Annotated in this window: 12 protein-coding genes and 1 tRNA gene; 4 read left to right on the plus strand and 9 right to left on the minus strand. The window is 67.3% G+C overall.

Translation table 11 applies throughout. The features are described 5' to 3' along the window. Positions 1-32: 32 nt before the first annotated feature. A complete protein-coding gene (locus ACYQ0L_RS02360) occupies positions 33-1,319 on the minus strand; it encodes an EAL domain-containing protein (RefSeq protein ID WP_459787321.1) in 1,287 nt (428 codons plus the stop codon). A gap of 131 nt (positions 1,320-1,450) precedes the next feature. Here ACYQ0L_RS02360 and ACYQ0L_RS02365 point away from each other — a divergent pair, with 131 nt between their 5' ends. Together ACYQ0L_RS02365 and ACYQ0L_RS02370 are read left to right on the plus strand one after the other, a co-directional pair. After that, positions 1,451-2,239 (plus strand): NAD kinase, encoded by a 789-nt coding sequence (locus tag ACYQ0L_RS02365; protein ID WP_459787322.1) that lies wholly within the window; start codon positions 1,451-1,453, stop codon positions 2,237-2,239. A gap of 56 nt (positions 2,240-2,295) precedes the next feature. Continuing rightward, positions 2,296-2,370, plus strand: a tRNA-Asn gene (locus tag ACYQ0L_RS02370). A 286-nt stretch (positions 2,371-2,656) separates the two neighbouring features. Here ACYQ0L_RS02370 and ACYQ0L_RS02375 read toward each other — a convergent pair. From ACYQ0L_RS02375 to ACYQ0L_RS02395, 5 genes are all read right to left on the minus strand, one after another. Then, positions 2,657-3,886, minus strand: coding sequence for a cytochrome P450 (locus ACYQ0L_RS02375; protein ID WP_459787323.1), 1,230 nt, complete (start codon positions 3,884-3,886; stop codon positions 2,657-2,659). 145 nt (positions 3,887-4,031) lie between these two features. Next, positions 4,032-4,823 carry a sulfite exporter TauE/SafE family protein gene (locus ACYQ0L_RS02380; protein WP_459787324.1) on the minus strand — a complete coding sequence of 264 codons (792 nt, stop codon included), beginning with the start codon at positions 4,821-4,823 and terminating at the stop codon, positions 4,032-4,034. Then, on the minus strand, positions 4,769-7,591 hold the full coding sequence (gene secA / locus ACYQ0L_RS02385) for a preprotein translocase subunit SecA (RefSeq protein WP_459787325.1): 2,823 nt from the start codon (positions 7,589-7,591) through the stop codon (positions 4,769-4,771). The genes ACYQ0L_RS02380 and secA overlap by 55 nt, the downstream gene beginning before the upstream one ends. Positions 7,592-7,689: 98 nt before the next feature. Further along, positions 7,690-7,974, minus strand: coding sequence for a hypothetical protein (locus ACYQ0L_RS02390; RefSeq protein ID WP_459787326.1), 285 nt, complete (start codon positions 7,972-7,974; stop codon positions 7,690-7,692). 64 nt (positions 7,975-8,038) lie between these two features. Continuing rightward, complete coding sequence (locus tag ACYQ0L_RS02395; RefSeq protein WP_459787327.1) at positions 8,039-9,067, minus strand: hypothetical protein; 1,029 nt, start codon at positions 9,065-9,067, stop codon at positions 8,039-8,041. A gap of 176 nt (positions 9,068-9,243) precedes the next feature. Here ACYQ0L_RS02395 and argJ point away from each other — a divergent pair, with 176 nt between their 5' ends. Further along, a complete protein-coding gene (gene argJ, locus ACYQ0L_RS02400; protein ID WP_459787328.1) occupies positions 9,244-10,470 on the plus strand; it encodes a bifunctional glutamate N-acetyltransferase/amino-acid acetyltransferase ArgJ in 1,227 nt (408 codons plus the stop codon). A 10-nt stretch (positions 10,471-10,480) separates the two neighbouring features. Further along, positions 10,481-11,293 carry an inositol monophosphatase family protein gene (locus ACYQ0L_RS02405; RefSeq protein WP_459787329.1) on the plus strand — a complete coding sequence of 271 codons (813 nt, stop codon included), beginning with the start codon at positions 10,481-10,483 and terminating at the stop codon, positions 11,291-11,293. A 7-nt stretch (positions 11,294-11,300) separates the two neighbouring features. Here the strand turns inward: ACYQ0L_RS02405 and trxA are convergent, their stop codons facing one another. Genes trxA through ACYQ0L_RS02420 form a run of 3 tightly spaced genes read right to left on the minus strand, consistent with a single transcriptional unit; the run spans position 11,301 to position 18,183 of the window. Then, a complete protein-coding gene (gene trxA, locus ACYQ0L_RS02410; protein ID WP_459787330.1) occupies positions 11,301-11,621 on the minus strand; it encodes a thioredoxin in 321 nt (106 codons plus the stop codon). Positions 11,622-11,668: 47 nt separating this feature from the next. Continuing rightward, on the minus strand, positions 11,669-15,163 hold the full coding sequence (gene addA / locus ACYQ0L_RS02415) for a double-strand break repair helicase AddA (protein ID WP_459787331.1): 3,495 nt from the start codon (positions 15,161-15,163) through the stop codon (positions 11,669-11,671). After that, the gene (locus ACYQ0L_RS02420; RefSeq protein WP_459787332.1) at positions 15,160-18,183 is read right to left on the minus strand and encodes a PD-(D/E)XK nuclease family protein; all 3,024 of its coding nucleotides are present in this window, start codon (positions 18,181-18,183) and stop codon (positions 15,160-15,162) included. Before ACYQ0L_RS02420 ends, addA begins: the two co-directional genes overlap by 4 nt.

Raw genomic sequence — 18,183 nt, forward strand, 5'->3', positions numbered from 1 at the left:
GCAGCTTCCTGGGCATGCCCCCGGAGGCTGCGCTACCTCTCGCGCGCCAGCGCGAGAAAATCCTGCTGGGTCAGCGGCTTCGACCGCAGGAAACCCTGATAGGCGCTGCAGCCTTCCTCTGCCGCGATCCGGCGCTGGGCCTCGTTCTCGATCCCCTCGGCCACCACTTCGAGATCGAGCGCGCGCGCCATCGCGACCATGGCGCGCAGCACCGCCCGGTCGCGCGGGTTCTCGCCCACCCCGTCGAGCATGATGCGATCGAGCTTGAGGATGTCGAGCGGCAGGAACTTCAGGTATCCGAAATTGCAGAAGCCCGCGCCGAAATCGTCGAGCGCGATCCGCATCCCCGCGTCGCGCAGCAGGCCGAGCGAGCGCGCCGCAAGGTCCAGATCGCCGAGCAGCGCCTGTTCGGTGATTTCGAGGGTGAGCCGGGTCGGATCGACCCCCATGTCGCTCACCATGTCGAGGATTTCGTTGGGAAAGCGCGCGACCGCCAGATCGGCGGCGGTGATGTTGATCGAGCACTTGAGACCCTCGGGCCAGTCCAGCACCGCATGCAGCGCCGCCCCGAACACCCGCCGGGTCAGCTGCGTGGTGAGATCGGCCCGCGCGGCAATGCGCAGCAAAGTCTCGCCGCCGATCAGGCCCAGCAGCGGCTGATCCCACCGTACCAGCGCCTCCGCGCCGAGCATCCGGTCATCGGCCAGCGCGAATTGCGGCTGGAACCGCAACGAGACCGCCCCTTCGTTGAGCGCGTGGCGCAGCGCGGCCTCGACCTGCGCGGTGTTGATCCCCGCGGGCGCTTCGTCCCGATCGATCCACACGATCCGCCGCCCCGGCTCCCCCTTCAGGCCGATCTGCGCATCGCCGAGACGGCCCAGCACGCTGGCAGGATCGTCCCCGGCCAGCGCCCGGATCAGCGCGACATGCGGCCATAGCTGCGGCAGCCCGGCGCTGGCCCCTGCCAGCGGCTGGGCGATCCCGTCGGCCAGCGCCTCGGCGAGGAACTGCCACCGCTCCCGGCTGCACGGCTCCCGGGTGGCGAGCAGGAACTTGCCCCCGTCGAGCCGCGCGGCGAACCACGCGCCACCGGCGAATTCGTCCTGAGCGAAATGGGTGATCCTGCGCGCGGTCTCGGTCAGCGCGAAATCGCCTGCGAGGAGTCCGTGGGCCACGTTCACGCTGTCGAAACGGCCCAGCGCCACGAGCATGGCGTGGACGTGCGTCTCGTCCTGGCCGAGCCATTGTTTCAAGGTCGCACGGGCATATGCCGCATTCGCGAGCCCCGTGAGCTCATCCTGATCGGCTTCAGCCTGCATGAACCCCCTATTACAAGCGGTTTGCCGATGGGAAAGCCCGCGCTGCATGCAAATACCACGCTGGGACGCTCAGCGATTGCCAAGCGCCTCCATGCTCCATAGGCACGCAGCAAGGTTGGGAAGAGGACTCAATGGCCGGAGAACCGACATTCGAGCGGCTGGCGCTCGCCATTTCGAACACGGCGCAGGCGCAGGACACGGCCGAGGTTCTGCGTGAGGCGCATGACTGGGTGCCGCAGGAAGATGCCGATGCGGTCGTCGTGCTCGGCGGCGACGGCTTCATGCTGCAAACGCTGCACGGTATGCTGGACAGCGGGAGGATCCTGCCCGTCTACGGCGTCAACCGCGGCACGATGGGCTTCCTGATGAACAAGCACCGGCCCAAGGGCGCGCTGATCGAGCGGGTCAACCGCAGCCGCCCGCTCGGCATTTCGCCCCTGCGCATGGAGGCGGTGACGCAGGACGGGCAAACCCGCGTCGAATGTGCGCTCAACGAAGTCTCGCTGCTGCGCGAAACGCGCCAGACCGCCAAGATCGAGATTCTGGTGGATGGCAAGACCCGGATCGAGGAACTGGTGGCCGATGGCGTCCTTGTGGCCACCCCGGCGGGCTCCACGGCCTACAACCTGTCGGCCAACGGACCGATTCTCCCGCTCGATTCGAAGCTGCTTGCGCTGACTCCGATCAGCGCATTCCGCCCGCGGCGGTGGCGCGGGGCGATTCTGCCCGACCGCGCGCGGGTAACCTTCCGCATCAACGAGCCCGCAAAGCGCCCGGTCGCAGCCGTGGCGGACCAGAAGGAAGTGCGCGACGTGGCCGAGGTTCACGTTGAAATTGCACGAGATTCCGAGCTGACACTACTGTTCGACAAGGGCCATTCGCTCGACGATCGAATTGTTGCCGAACAATTCATGACCTGAGGGCTTGCACAATCCGAAGCACCCCCATATAGGCGCGGGCCTGCCGACATGGCTGCTCCCCGATAGCTCAGCGGTAGAGTAGGTGACTGTTAATCACTTGGTCGTTGGTTCGAATCCAACTCGGGGAGCCATTTTCCGCTAGATAGCCGGAAAAACGCCGCGCGCGATTTCCTTCAAAGAGAGCAAGACTGCAGGCTGGCACGCCGGGCCCGTCGTCGCTGGCCTCTGCAAAGCCTGCCTGCATCGTTTCAAGTGGTATCGCCCCGGGAGGGAAGCCGAGCGCGCAGGCATCCTGCATCTGGACACTGAGTCAGGTGTGTCTGGCAGCTGCGCTCCCGCCGGTTGGGATGGAAACGTCTCGCTTTTCGCAACACGGATTGGAATGTCGGGCGCCCGAGCACGGCCCGGGCGCCGCCCTCACGCGATCCAGACGGTCATCTCGGTAATCTGTCGCAGCCCGCCGAAACCGATCATCCGCGGCGGCTCGAGCAGTTCGATATGCGGCACCGCCTCGATCAGCGCAGCAAGCGCCTCTTCCATCTCGAACCGCGCCAGCACCTCGCCGATGCAGTGATGCGGGCCCTGGCCGAAGACCGGGTGAAGGCGAGGATGGTCCTGCCGCCGAATATCGAAGCGATCCGGATCAGCGTAGGCATCGGGGTCGCGCATCGCGGACATCGTGTTGACGCTGATCGCCTGGCCCGGCGCGATGTCGTATCCACAAAGCGAGATCGGCTTGACCGGCACCCGCGTGATCGATGCCACCGACGGTTCGTAGCGCAGCGCCTCGGAAACCGCGCCCGGGATCAGGCTGCGATCGTTGCGCACGGCCTGCCATTGCCGATCGTGCTGCAACAGCAGGCTGACCATGATGGCGAAGGATGCGCGCGTCGTATCCACTCCGCCCACGATCATGCCCATCACCTGATGGACAAGATAGGCGAAGGGCAATGCGTCGTCTTCCGCCCAGGTCGCGGCGGTTTGCGAAAGCAGATCGCCGGTAGGGTGATCGAGCCGCTGACGAAGGTGCTGCGCGACATAGTTGTACAAATCGCCAACCGCCGCATCGATCTCGGCATGGAGGTGATGCGGATAGACCGGGTTCAACCCTCGCGACAGGGTGTAGACAAGGTGCGAGAACTGCGGCGTGTCAGTGACGTCGAGCCCGAGCAGTCCGGCGATCATTTCGGACGGCACACGCGCCGCCATCAGGTCGACGAAGTCGAACGGTTCCTCTCGCGGCAGCTGGCGCACGATCCGGTCCGCGACCGCGCGGATATCGCCCTTGCGCGCGCGGATGTTGCCCAGCGAGAAGGATCGCGCGAACAATCCGCGCGCAGTGCGATGCGTCTTGCCGTTGGAGAAAAGGAACACATCGGTGAAGAAATCCCGCGTCGGCCCGTCGGGGAGTTGTTGCAGAGCGGCATAGTCGCGCCCCTCGATCTGCTTGACGTCCGGATCCGTCAGCAGGGTGGCCACGTCGCGGGCGCGCAGGGCCATCAGCCTGTGGTCGCCCAGCCGGATCAGCGGATGCGTTTCGCGCAGCATGTGAAAGCTGGCGTGGGGGTTGCCCATGAGCGCGGGCGGGTCGATCAGCGGTGGCGCGTCACGGCGTAGCTTGGCGAGATTGGCACTTACGGTCGTCATGGCGGGGGCTCTCCTCTTGCGTCCCGGGGGAACGGACGCGTTTGCGAAGGAGCGGCCTACCGAGGCAGCGTTGGAACGAGCGTGTGAGTAACCGTGTGAATGAGCGTGGAAATTTACATCCTTGCGTGAAGCGCGCTCGCTCGCATCACATCCCGAGGACGAGCCGCGCCCCCACGACGATGGTAAGCGCGGCCGTCAGCCGGGCGATCAGCTGCGGACGGAAGAGGCGCACGGCAAAGAGGCTGCCGATCTGGCCGCCGATCACGACCGCGATCATCAGCGGCAGGCTGGTCTGAGCGGCCGCGCCGAGCATTTCGAGGCCGTTCTTGGCGAGCTGTCCCAACAGACCGAACAGCGAATTGACGAGGATGAAGAGGCTCGCGGTGGCGGCGATGGCGCGGGGGCGATCCCACCGCACCAGGTGCAGCAGCGGGGCGAGAAAGATGCCGCCGCCAATGCCCACCAGCCCTGCCAGATAGCCCAGCGGGGCCGCGGCGAGCATCATCGCGCGTCCGCCACCCGCTGTCCCCGCAGCCTCGTCCACCGGGCGGCGCGGCAGCAGCAATAGCGCGCCTGCAACGCACAGGCACGCACCGAGCAGGATGAGGAAGGCGCGCTCCCCGATCGGCGTCAGCCCGCCGAGCAGCGCGGCGGGTGCGGCGATCGCGGTCAGCGCCAGCGCGCCGCGCCACGGCGTGATGCCGGCACGGGCGAAGCGCAGCGATCCGCCGGTGACGACGACGAGATTGCACAGCAGGGAGACCACCGGCAGCAGCCGGTAGTCCATCCCCGCCAGAGCCAGCAGCGCGCTGTAGGTCGATCCGCCCCCGAAGCCGACCGACGCATAGAGCAGCGCGGTGGCAAGGAATGCGGCGAAAAGGCCTACGAGGCCGACCGGCCTGCTCCACCCGCAGGGGCGACGGCTGCACCATGGCAATGCTTGTACTTGTTGCCCGAGCCGCACGGGCACGGCGCATTGCGGCTGATCTCCTGCCCGGCCCACGGGTTCTCCGCCGCGCCGGTCGACCGGCCGGGGCCGGCGGAGGCACGCGGACTGCCCGCGAGCGAGCCGAACATCGCCGCCTCGCGCTCGGAACCGTCGCCGTCATTGCTGTCGTCGATGCCCGTCAGCGGATCGATATGTCCGGTCAGGAAATCGGGCAGGTCGGGCAGCTTCTGTTGCGGCGGCGCGATGCGGAGCTCGTTGCGCAGCAGGATCTTGGTGACGTCTTCGCGCAGCGTATCGAGCATCTTCTCGAACAGGCCGAAGGCTTCCTGCTTGTATTCGTTGATCGGCGTCTTTTGCGCATAGGCCCGCAGGAACACCACCTGGCGCAGTGCATCGAGCGTGGCGAGATGCTCCTTCCAGTGGAAATCGAGCCGTTCGAGCAGGATGCCTTTTTCGACCCGGCGCCACAGCTGCGGATCGGTCTGCTCGATCTTCGCGTCCATTCGGGCGTCGGCTTCCTCGCGGATGCGCTCTTCGAACAGCTCGGGTTCGACCGCGTCCTCTTCCAGCCACTGGTCAATCGGCGGGGTCAGGCCCAGCTGCTCCTCGACGCGAGCCTTGAGGCCTTCGATGTCCCACTGTTCGGGATAGGACCCCGGCGGGCACGCTTCGCCGACGATGGAGGAGATGGTGTCATGCCGCATGTCGACCACCACATCGTCGACCGCTTCGGCATCCATGATTTCGGCGCGCTGTTCGTAGATGACCTTGCGCTGGTCATTCATCACGTCGTCGTATTCGACGACCTGCTTGCGCGTGTCGTAGTTGCGCGCCTCGACCTTCTTCTGCGCGGTCTCGATCGCCTTGGAGAGCCACTTGGAGCCGATCGCCTCGCCATCGGCGAGGTTGGAGTTCATCATCCGGGCGAACAGCGTGTCCGGCCCGAAGATGCGCAGCAGGTCGTCTTCGAGGCACAGGTAGAAGCGCGAAAGGCCCGGGTCGCCCTGACGGCCCGAGCGGCCGCGCAGCTGGTTGTCGATCCGGCGGCTTTCGTGGCGTTCGGTGCCGAGCACGAACAGCCCGCCCGCTTCGAGCACCTTGGCCTTGTCCTCTGCGACCTGTGCCTTGATCTTCTCGATCGCCTTGTCGCGTTCCGGGCCCTCCGGCATGTCGCCGACCTGATCCTCGAGCAGGAAGTCGAGGTTGCCACCGAGCTGGATGTCGGTGCCGCGGCCGGCCATGTTGGTCGCGATGGTCACCGCGCCCGGGCGGCCCGCCTGCGCCACGATATGCGCCTCACGCTCGTGCTGGCGGGCGTTGAGCACCTCGTGCTTCACGCCTTCCTTGTCGAGGAACTGGCTGAGCAGTTCGGACTTCTCGATGCTGACCGTCCCGACCAGCACCGGCTGGCCGATCTCGGCCTTCTCGCGGATCGCCTTCGCGATCGCCTGGAACTTGTCCATCGTGTTCTTGTAGAACTCGTCGTCCTCGTCGATCCGCTGGACGGGGACATTGGTCGGGATCTCGACCACGTTCATCTTGTAGATGTCCCAGAATTCGGCCGCTTCCGTCGCCGCGGTGCCGGTCATGCCGGACAGCTTGGGATACATGCGGAAATAGTTCTGGAAGGTAATCGAGGCCATCGTCTGGTTCTCGGGCTCGATCTTCACGCCTTCCTTGGCTTCCACCGCCTGGTGCAGGCCGTTGGACCAGCGGCGGCCGTCCATCATGCGGCCGGTGAACTCGTCGATGATGACGACCTTGCCGTCCTTGACGATGTATTGATCGTCCAGCCGGAACATCAGGTTGGCCCGCAGGCCCTCGTTCATATGGTGGACGACCTGCGTGTTCTCGACGTCGTAAAGATTGTCTGTTTCGAGCAGTCCGCTCGCCACCAGCCGCTGCTCGATCTCTTCCGCGCCTTCCTCGGTCAGGGACACGGTGCGCGATTTCTCGTCGGTATCGTAAAAGCCGACCCCCTCGCTGCTGGAATCGGGCAGCGCCTTGTGATCGGCGACGAACTTTTTCACGACCTCGTCGATCGCGACATAGAGGTCGGTCTTGTCCTCGGTCGGGCCGGAGATGATCAGCGGGGTGCGGGCTTCGTCGATCAGGATCGAGTCGACCTCGTCGATGATCGCGTGGTTGAAGGCGCGCTGCACCATCTGCCCGCGCTCGTGCTTCATATTGTCGCGCAGGTAGTCGAAGCCGAATTCGTTGTTGGTGCCGTAGGTGATGTCCGAGGCATAGGCTTCGCGCCGCTCGAACTCGCCCAGGTTGGGCACGATCACGCCGACCGAGAGGCCGAGCCAGCGGTACAGCTGCCCCATCCACTCGGCATCGCGCTTGGCCAGATAGTCGTTCACCGTGATGACGTGGACGCCCTTGCCCTCGAGCGCATTGAGATAGGTCGCCAGCGTGGCGACCAGCGTCTTGCCCTCACCCGTGCGCATTTCCGCGATTTCGCCGCGGTGGAGCACGATCCCGCCGATCAGCTGCACATCGAAGTGCCGCATGCCGAAGACGCGCACCGAAGCTTCGCGCACGGTGGCGAAGGCTTCGGGAAGGATATCGTCGAGCTTGGCACCCGCCGAAAGCCGCTCGCGCAGCTTGGGGGTCTGCGCCTGCAGATCCTCGTCGCTCAGCGCCTGCATGGCCGGTTCGAGATCGTTGATCTGGTTGACGATCTTCTGGAGCGACTTGACGTAACGGTCGTTGGACGAGCCGAAAAAGGACTTCATGACGGACTGGAGCATGGACGTATCGGACCTTGGAAATGCGAATTATAACGAGCAGCGCCCATGCACTTGGAGTGCCGGGCGCTCTTGCGAAGGGATCGAATTTTAAGGTGGCGCTATTCGAAAGCGCGATCGGCCCCGAAATAGACGGTCGGCACGAAGATCATCGGTTCGCGCAGGTGGCACTTGCGCTCCACCACGATTCGCCAGTCGCGCAGGCGAATGCTCGTCTGGCAAACGCACCGCGCATCCTCGCTATCGTCTTCGCAGACGTCCGCCGACGCGCGCGTGACCGTGCTTTCGGCGTACATTGCACTTGCAGGCGTACCGACGGCGACGAGGCCGGTCAGGAACGCAAGGCAAGTGAGCAAAAGCCGCAGCATATCGCGCAACATAACCATTGCGTCGCGTTCCGTCCAGCCGCATGCGGCACGGGAGCGGGCCGACCGCTCTTGCCGCAAGCGCCTATGCAAGGCCGCTCGTCTCGCGCAGCGCCTGCTCCCAGAGGTCGGCGACGTGCGCATCGCCATAGTTCGCATCGATATGGGCGAGCGCCTTCGACAGCCGATCGCGCTCTGCGGCCCAGTCGGACGCATATCGCCACAGCCCGCCCTGCCAGTCGTCGATGGGCACGAAATCCTGCAGCTCCCGATAGGCGGGCAAAGGGTCGGCAACCACACCGAGCCCGGCACGAAGCGCGGTCGCGGGCCGATTGATCGATTTGCCAAGCGTGAACTGGTTGCGCCCCACCGGGATGATCGCCACGCGGTGAGCGCGAAGCGCGGGCAGGAATCCGGCCAGCGACCAGCCGATGTAGTGGGTCGGGATCCCGAATTCGGGGGCCATCCGCCGATAGGCGAGCCAGGTATTGCTGATGATCGTCAGCGTGACCGGGTGGCGCTTCGCGAACCTTTCCAGCTCGGGCATGCGTTCGCGTACATGGACCAGCCCCGCCTGCGCGCCCGAACTGTTGCCGAACCAGACGCAGTGCAGTGCATCCTCGTGGCGGGCGAGGAAGCGTCGCAGGCTTGCCAGCCGCCACTGCTCGACGAGCGAAGGGCGCAAACCGGCGAGGAACTGCGTGTTTTCGAGCAGATCGGGAATGACCTGGCCGGGCACGCCGGGCACCTGCTCTTCCAGCCGCTCGAGCAGGCCGGGCGTCGGGGCGGTGATCCGGGCGGCCCTGTGCAGCGCGGACACCACCCGTCGCTCCGCCCGCTCGTCACCCTCGGCCCGGGCCTTGGCGACCAGATTGTCGCACATGTCGTAGAGGACCGGGACACCCGCGGCCGAGGAGCGATCCAGCACCCTCTCCGCGCGGCGCGTAAAGCTCTTGGATATGACGATGCAGTCGAGGCCGTCCGGCGCCCTCGCCCCGTCGTAGAACACGCATTCATGGCCGCGCGCTTCGAGCAGCGCCATCGGCCCACGAACCCGCAGGCGGGCGCTGGCGTGCCTGGGATGGGGGCGCTGGGTATGCCAACCGATACGCATTCGGCTCTCGTCAAATGACTGGGCGCGTCATTCATCCTGCGGGACGAAATGGACGATCCGGGCCCGGATAACGTTCGGCAGCGCGAGCGCAAGGAAGAAACCGGGGCGCGCAGACGCGACGTGGGGCAGCGGAACGGGCTTGCCTCGCCCAGCGCCCGAACCTAACCGCCGGTATCATGGACCTCTCCCGCTCACCCCTCGCCCTGCCCTTCCCCGCCATTCCGCCGATCGCAGGCGTGACGCTGCGCATCGCGCGGGCGCGATACAAGGAATGGGACCGGTGCGACCTGACCTTTGCCGAGCTGGCCGAAGGCACCACCGTCGCGGGCGTGTTCACCAAGAACGTCTGCTGTTCGAGCGAGGTCGAACTGGGCCGAGAACAGATCAAGGGCGGCAGCGCGCGGGCGCTGATCGTCAACGCCGGCAATTCCAACGCCTTCACCGGCTATCGCGGACGCGAGGCGGTGGAGCAGATCATGGGCCAGGTCGCGCAGCATCTGGGCTGCGATGCCGACGAGGTCTTCGTTTCCTCCACCGGCGTGATCGGTGTGCCGCTGCCAAAGGACAAGGCGCGCGCGGGCGTCGAAGCGGTTCTGGATGTTGAACCCTGCGGTTGGGAGGACGCGACCAACACCATCGGCACCACCGATACCTTCGCCAAGGGCGCACACGCCAGCGCGATGATCGGCGACAGGCGGGTCGAGATCGGGGGAATCGTCAAGGGCAGCGGCATGATCGCACCCGACATGGCCACCATGCTCGGCTACATCTTCACCGATGCGGCGGTCTCCCCCGCCTTCCTGCAGGAATGCCTGTCCGCCGCAAACCGGCAGACATTCTCCTGCATCACCGTCGATTCGGACACCTCGACCAGCGATACCGTTCTCGCTTTCGCGACCGGCAAGGCGGGCCATGCGCGGCTGACCTCAGTGGACGATCCGGGCGCCGATGCCTTCATGGCCGCGCTGCACGACGTCTGCCGCCAGCTCGCCCACCTCGTGGTGCGCGACGGCGAAGGCGCGCAGAAATTCATCGGCGTGAGCGTGAGCGGCGCAGTGTCGGACGACAGCGCGCGCACCATCGGCCTCGCGATCGCCAACTCGCCGCTGGTCAAGACCGCGATCGCGGGCGGCGACGCCAACTGGGGCCGCGTGGTCATGGCCGTCGGCAAGGCGGGCGAACCCGCCGATCGCGACCGGCTTTCGATCGGCTTCGGCGGCCACTGGGCCGCACGCGAGGGCCAGCCGGTCGAAGACTACGACGAGGCGCCGGTTGCTGCGCATCTGGCGGGCGAGGAAATCGACATCGCGGTCGATCTCGGCCTCGGCGATGGGCGGGCCACGGTGTGGACCTGCGACCTCACCCACGGATACATCGACATCAACGCGGATTATCGCTCCTGAGGAGATATTCATGAGCGTACTCGACCGCGAAGTCCTGGCCCTGATGCGCGACGTGGCAGAGCGGATCATCATGCCGCGCCACCGGACGCTGAAGGCGACCGAAATCATCGAAAAGGCGGACGACGACCTCGTCACCATCGCCGATCGCGAAGCGGAGGTCGCGCTGGCCGAGGGGCTGGCGAAGCTCCATCCCGAAGCGGCCATCGTCGGCGAGGAATCGGTTCATGCCGATCCTTCGGTGATGGATCGCCTTTCCGGCACATGCTGGATCATCGACCCGATCGACGGGACGAGCAATTTCGCCGGCGGCACGGGCCACTTCGGGATCATGATCGCGCTCGCCGAAGAAGGCTTCGCGCAAGGCGGGTGGATCTACGATCCGCAGCGCGACCGGCTATGCGCCGCGCATCGCGGACAAGGCGCCACGATCGACGGTGAAACGGTCACCGCACGGCCCAGCGGGGCCAACCCGCCGCGCCTTGCGGCGATGACGAAATTCATGAGCCCCGCCCAGCGAAAGGCGTTCGATCGCGACATCGCGTTGCACTACACGCTCGCCGAGGCGCCCGGCGCGGCGTGCGAGCAATATCCGCTGACGGTCCTGGGCGAGCATGACCTCGCTATCTACGAGCGCACGCTGCCGTGGGATCACGCGGCGGGATCACTGTTCCTGAACGAGGCGGGCGGCGCTTGCCTGCGCCTCGACGGGTCGCAGTACCGCGTCGACGATAGCAGGCGCGGCATGATCGGCGCGGCGAACCGCGGTCTGTACGACCAGCTGGTCGCGCGGCTGGCGGCAGCGGGCTACGCGCCCGCCGCCTGACCCCGGATCAGAGCTGCTCTTCGAGCCACGCCTTGAGCTGGCTCTTGGGCCGCGCGCCGGTCAGTTCGGCGGCGCGTTCGCCATTCTTGTAGAGCACCAGGTACGGAATGCCCTGCACGCCCAGCTGGCCGGGGGTGTCGGTGTTTTCCATGATGTCCATCTTGGCGATGGTCACCTGGTCGGCCAGTTCGTCGCTGATTTCCTCCAGCGCGGGTGCGATCATCTTGCACGGGCCGCACCACTCGGCCCAGAAATCGACGAGCACGGGCTTGTCGCTCTGGAGCACGTCGGACTGGAAGCTGGCATCGGTGACGGTCTTGGTGGCCATGGGGGAATCTCCTTTATCTTGGCACCGTATCTAGGGACGCAGGCGCATTACGCAAAGTCGGGGAGCGGCAAGCTCTCCTGCTTGTCCCCCAAGCGAGGCTTGTGCTGCGCCAGCAATGCCTCCGGCAGGACGATCAGCTGAGGGGTGTGGGTATAGAGCAAGGCGGCGGAAATCCTGCGCCCCGGATAGATCGTGGCCAGTGCGTGCGCATAGGCGGACATTTGGCGCAATGTCGCACCCGGCACCTGCTCCACCGATTGCGGCGGGCGGCGCGTGGTCTTGTAGTCGACCACCAGCACCGCATCCTCGCCCACGCACAGCCGGTCGAGCGTACCGGTGACGACCTGTCCCTCGACCGTCGCGGCGATCGACACTTCCGCCAGCGCGCCCGGTGCGAAGAGATCGGCGAAATCGGGATGGTCGAGCACGCCGACCGCCTGTTCGATCATCTGCGCGCGCGCGTCTTCGTCAAGCGTACCCGCCTGCGCCTCCAGCCAGCGGGCCGCACGATCCCGCCGGGCCACGGGGGCGATGTCGGGCAAGCGTTCGAGCAGGCGGTGGATCAGCGTGCCACGCAGCGCAGCCTCACTGGTGGAGAACAGACCCGGTGGATTGGGCGCGCGATCCTCGCCCGCCGCAGACGGTGCGAGCGGGCGGGGCGGCGTCGGTTCGGCAGCGGGCGCGCGCGTCGCCCAATCGGGCAGCGTAGCGCGGTCCGCCATGTCCGACCGCTCTGCCGCAGGCGCGCTCGCCTGCTGCAGCGTGCCGATGTCGTGCCGTTCGCCCCAGATCGGGTCCGCGACGCCATCGCCTGCAAACAGCGCAGCGGCCTGCGCATACCAGCTCGCCTCGGGCACGTCCTTGTCGCTCGGCAGCAATGCGCCGCCGATATAGAGCGCTTCCTCCGCGCGGGTCATCGCGACGTACATCAGCCGCCAGTGTTCCTCGCGTTCGCGGGCCGCCTTGGCCTCTTCGGCTGCGAGCACCGGCCCTGCCTTTGCTTCCTTCGGCAGCGGGGGGAGAGGCACGGGGCGGCCATCGGAGGTTTCCAATTCGCCCGCCCGCACTGGCCCGCGATCCGGATTGCCCGTTGCATCGGCAAGGATCACGATCGGCGCCTGCAAGCCTTTCGAGCCGTGCGCGGTCAGCACCCGCACCGCATCGCCGCTGCCTGCAGCCTCACGCTTCAGTTCTTCGTCCGAGGCATCGAACCAGTTGAGGAAGCCCTGCAAGCTGGGCGTATGCTCGGCGCAGAAGGCGAAGGCTGCGCCGACCAGTTCATCGATCGGATCGTTCGCCTCGCGCCCCAGCCGCGCGACCAGCTTGCGCCGCCCGTCCCACGGGCCGGTCAGCAGCCATTGCAGCAGCGCCTGCGGCGGTTCGTAATCGACCTTGGCCAGCAGCGCCCGCAGCCGGTCTGCGGTTGCCCTGCACAGCGGCGCATCGCTGCGGCGGATATGATCCCACAGGCCCATGGTCCGCTCGCGCAGGCCATGCTCCAGCAGGTCGTCCTGCGACCATCCGCCCAGTGGGGAAACCAGCAGGTTGGCGAGCATCAGGTCGTCCCTCGGCTGCGCGGCGAAGCGCAGCGCGGCGAGCAGGTCTTTCACCGCCAAGGGAGACCCCAGCCGCAGCCGGTCGACACCCGCCACCGGCACCCCCGCCGCATGGAGCCGCGCGACGATCAGCCCGGCGAGCGCGCGGCGCTTGCGCACGAGGATCATGATATCGCCCGCCCGCGCCCGGCGCGTGCCACCCTTGGTGAGCGGGTGGCCCCCTTCAGGATCATTGGCGTCGAGCCATTGCCTGACCTGCGCAGCGATCCGGTCCGCCATGCGGCGTTCGGGCGCAGGCAGCCAGGTTTCGGCCCCTTCTTCCTCCACCGCTTCGGGATCGTCTCCCTCGTCGGCGCGGATCGGTGCCCACAGCGTGACCCGGCCGGGGCGATCCTCGCCCGTGTGGCGAACCTCCTCGCCCGCCATGCCCATCGCCCCGGTCCCGACATGCGCAACCGCGCGGTCGACGAAGTCGAGAATAGTCTGGGAGGAGCGGAAATTGCGTTCCAGCCCCAGTCTGGCCAGCGGGGTGAGCGGCACCAGCGGCGTCTCCCGCGTTTCCAGCGCCAGCGCCTCCGCATTGCGGATCGCGGCGTTGATTCGCGTGTCGTATTCCTCGCGCTTTTCCACGAACAGACGTGGCTCGGTGCCCTGGAAGCCGAAGATCGCCTGCTTGTAGTCGCCGACCACGAAGATCGTCCGCAGCCGCGCGCCGGCGGCGCCCAGCCCGTCGAAATAGTCCTGCGTCAGCGCATCGATGATCGCCCACTGACTTTCGTTGGTATCCTGCGCCTCGTCGACGAGGACATGGTCGAAGGCCCGGTCCAGCTTGTAGCCGATCCATTGCGCCATGTCCGAATTGCCCAGCAGCTTCGCCGCCCGCGCGATCTGGTCGTCGAAGTCGACGAGGCCCCGGCTGCGCTTCGCCTCGTCCCACATGATCGCGAACCGCCGCCCGAGCTCGAGCGCGGGGGTGAGGTATTCGGCCAGCGCCAGCAGCGCGAATTTATCGCGGATTGCATCGAGGCTCGCCTGCACCGCCGCGACATTGCCTTCGTAGGAAGGATCGCGCTTCACGAGATTGGAAAGGTTCTTGGGCTTGGACCCGTCGGCGACCAGCAGGCTGCCGTTGAAGCAGGCGAGCGTCGCCAGCCGTTGCCGGGCATCCCCGGCAAGCCAGGCCGCGATCGGTTCGGCCGCCTCGCGCCCGCTCTTGGTGTTCCAGTCCTGCAAGGTGGCAAGGCAGGCGCGCAGCGATCCGCAATCGAAGCGATCGTCGGCGCATTCGTGCGCGAGATCGGCCTCGCTAAAGTCGCTCGGCAGGCCGAGCAGCTGCATGATTTGCGGGCGCATCGGGCTTTGCCACCCGGCGGGGCCTTCCCACAGCTCGCGCGCCTTGGCGCAGGCCATCAGCCATGCCTTCGCACCATCGGGCGACAGCCTGAGCGAGAGCATCTCCAGCGCGCTGCGGTCGGTTTCGTCCGCACCGCTAACGAGCTCGGTCAGCACCTCTCGTGCCAGCAGTTCGCGCGTCCGGTCGTCCATCGCAACCGTGCCGGGTTCCAGCCCCGCCTCTTCGGGGAAGGCAGCAAGCAGGTATTGCGAGAACGCGTGGATCGTATCGATGCGGAGCCCGCCGCCGGGGCAGTCGAGCACCCTGGTGAACAGCGTACGCGCACGCGCCTGCGCCTCGGGATCGAACTTTGCGCCGATCGCGCGCAATTCGGCCGCCAGCGCATCGGGCTTCATCCGCACCCAGCGCGCCAGCGTCTCGTTGACGCGGGTCGCCATTTCCGCCGCGCCCGCCTTGGTGAAGGTGAGGCACAGGATCGATTCGGGCGCCACGCCGGGTTGCAGCAACAGGCGCAGGACGCGGGCGGAGAGAACCTGCGTCTTGCCGGTGCCCGCGCTGGCCGAGAGCCAGACCGACCGGGCAGGATCGGCAGCATGCGCCTGCTCGGGCAGAAGCGGATAGACCTTGCTCATCGACCCGCTCCCGCATCGGCTTCCCGGCCGAGCCATTCCTCGAGCCGCATCAGCTGGTCGTAGGTGGCGTAAAGCTTCAGGTCGGGGTTGGGCCGCGCGGTGAACGGTTCGCTTCCGATGATCCATCGGCCCAGCGCATCGTCGAGGAACGCGCGCGTCTTGGGCAGGAAGTCGTCCGGCTCCATTCCCGTGCGCGCGGACCCCACCTTCAACGGCGTGGTGACATAGCCGAAGCCGGTATCCGACTTCGCATCGCGCCCCAGCGACCAGTATTCGAACCGCGTCGGTGTGCCGGAAACGCCCGCATCCGCAAAAGCGCCCTCTTCCAGCAGCACGCCCAGCGTGCCGAGCTGGAGCGCGAAACCTTCGGCCACCATCTTCTTCGATGGCGGTCCGCCGGTCTTGTAATCGACGATCGCGTAGGTGCCGTCGGCAAGCCGGTCGATCCGATCGGCGGTCCCGGTGATCTCGACGCCCATCACGACATGCGTCGCCTTCTGCTCGACCGCGACGATCTGGCGTTCGGGATCGGACGCGACCTCGTTTGCGATCCATTCGAGCGCGGCCATCAGGCGCGGCTCCCACAGCGCGCGGGTCAGCGGGTGGGCGTCCATCGCGCCAAGGTGCTTGCGCGCGAGATCGACCAGCGCCCCACCCTCCTTGTGCCATTCCTCGAGGATCGCATGCGCCAGCGTGCCCTGCCACGCCGGACTCGGCTCCGCGTCGAGCGTGTCGCGCTCCTTCAGTCGCAGGATCGCATTCGCATAGAACTGGTAAGGGTCGGATCGCAGCCGGTCGAGCGCGGTCGCGCTCACCCGCACCCGGCGCGCATCGGCAGGCGGGCACGGCTCGGGAATCGGATAGAGCGGCGCGGCGTCGGCATCGCGCAGGGCATGAACCAGAGCGGACAGCTCGGTCTCCTCATGCCGCTTGACCAGATCGCCGAGCAAGGCCTTGATCCGCAAGAAGAAACGCGACGGAATTGCCGGGCCGTCGACATCCCGCTCGGCCCGCGTCAACAGGACCTGCGGGGCACCGAGCGCGCCCGCCAAATCGTGCGCCGCAAGGCCGATGCGAAACTCGCCGCCCGGGACGCCGAGAGCGCGCAGCACAGGCGGCGCGAGCAGCGGATCGGGCGATGCACCGCCCGGCCACGTCCCTTCGTTGAGGCCGGCACAGATGACGAGGTCCGCGCGCGCCATCCGGCTTTCGAGCAGGCCGTACACCGCCACGCGCGGGTGTCCGCCGTAGGCGGGGCGGACCGCGACGCGCTCCATCGCGTCGGCGAGGACATCTTGCAGGTCGCGCGGGTCGACCATGGTCTGCGCGGCGACGGCCTGCTGGCGCAGGTCGTCGACGAAGCTGCCGAGCGCGCGGCCGTCCTCGCGCGACCAGATGTCCTCCCCGCAGAACCCTTCGAGCACCTGTGCGACCCGGACGAGCAGATCCGCCAGCGGCTCTTCGGCATCGGCGCCCATCAGCGGATCGAGCAGGCCGGAGACATCATTCCACCAGTCCGCGACGCCTGCACCGGCTGCGATCGCGTGCAACGGCGCAAGCCCGGGGGCGGGACGCGGGCCGCGCAACCGATCCTCGAAGCGGCGCAGGGCATCGAGCCAGTCGGCACGGGCGCGGCCTTCGCCCTGCTCCCCGCTCTCGGCCACGCCGACCGCCGGGTGGCCGAGGAACGCGACGAGCGGCACCGGCGCGGCATTCTCTGCAATGACCTGCGTCAGCAGCAGCAGCGCGCGGCCCGCCGTCGTCTCGCCCAGCGGCGCGCCAGCCGAATCATCCGCCTCGATCCCCCAGCGGCGCAGGTGATGGACGATACGGCGCGCTAGTCCCCGGTCCGGCGTCACCACCGCAATCCGCTTGCCCGCCGTCTCCAGCGCGCGCCGCACGGCGAGCGCGACGGCCTGCGCTTCCTCCTCCGGATTGCCGGTTTCGAGCAGTTGAACGGCGGCGAGCCGCCGCTTGTCGGCCGGCAGATCGACCCAGCTCTTGCTGGCTTCGGGCGGCAGGAACAGCGCGCTGACCGCATGGGTCCGGTCGGGATTGGCGGCACCGATCCCGCGCCGGTGCCACTGCTGCACCTCGCCCCGGTTCACCCCCATGCGGTTCAGCAGCAGCTTGAGATGATATTGCGGATGGGTCGGCGCATCGTCGCGGCCCAGAGTCTCCCCCTCCGCCTCGTCCGACTGGCCCGCCCGGCCCAGTTCGCTCCACGCTTCGTCGGACAGCGACAGATCGAGATCGGGCAGGATCACCGCGCCCTGCGGCAATTCGCTGATCGTGCGCAGCAGCCGCGCAAGCGCGGGTGCAGAGCTGGTGACGCCCGCCGCGACGATGGGCGTCGCGGGCGGATCGGCGCGCCAGCTCTTCGCAGCATGGCGGAACAAGAGGTTGCGGCGCGTCGCGGCATCGACGCGGCCCATCGCCTGCAGTTCGACCAGCCAGCGCGCCTGCACCCGCGCGAAGCGGCGCAGGCTGTTCTGCCAGTGCCCCGCGACCGAACCGACCACGTCGAGCACCCGCTCGCCCAGCAGGTCTTCGGGCGCGATCTCCTCCACCAGCAGGCGGTCCATCGTCTCGGCAATCATCCGTGCCTGGCGGAACAGCGGCGGCCCGCCAACGTCTTTGGGCGGCGCGTCGTCGCCCATTTCCTCGGCCAGCAGCGCCGCCAGCCGCAGCCAGCGAAATGTCGGATCGACCGCCGGAGGAATGTCGCTCGCCCCGTCGGATAGCGGATCGAGCAGCGGGCCCAGCGCCTCGTCGAGCGATAGGTCGCCTATTGTGATCATGCGGGGGAGCAGAAGGCCGGCCCCGCCGTCCTCGCCCATCTGGCGCACGAAAGCCTCCCTCACGGTGCGGATCGCGCGCCCGCTGGGCAGCAGCAGCGTCAACCGGGCGAGGCCCAGCCCATCCTCGGCGTATCGCGGCACCAGCCCCGCGACCAGCGCATCGGCGAAACCGCGGTGCGCGGCGATGGAATAGGTCTGCGGCCGCTCGCGTTCAGCCAC

The sequence above is a fragment of the Alteriqipengyuania triglochinis genome (assembly GCF_054655655.1).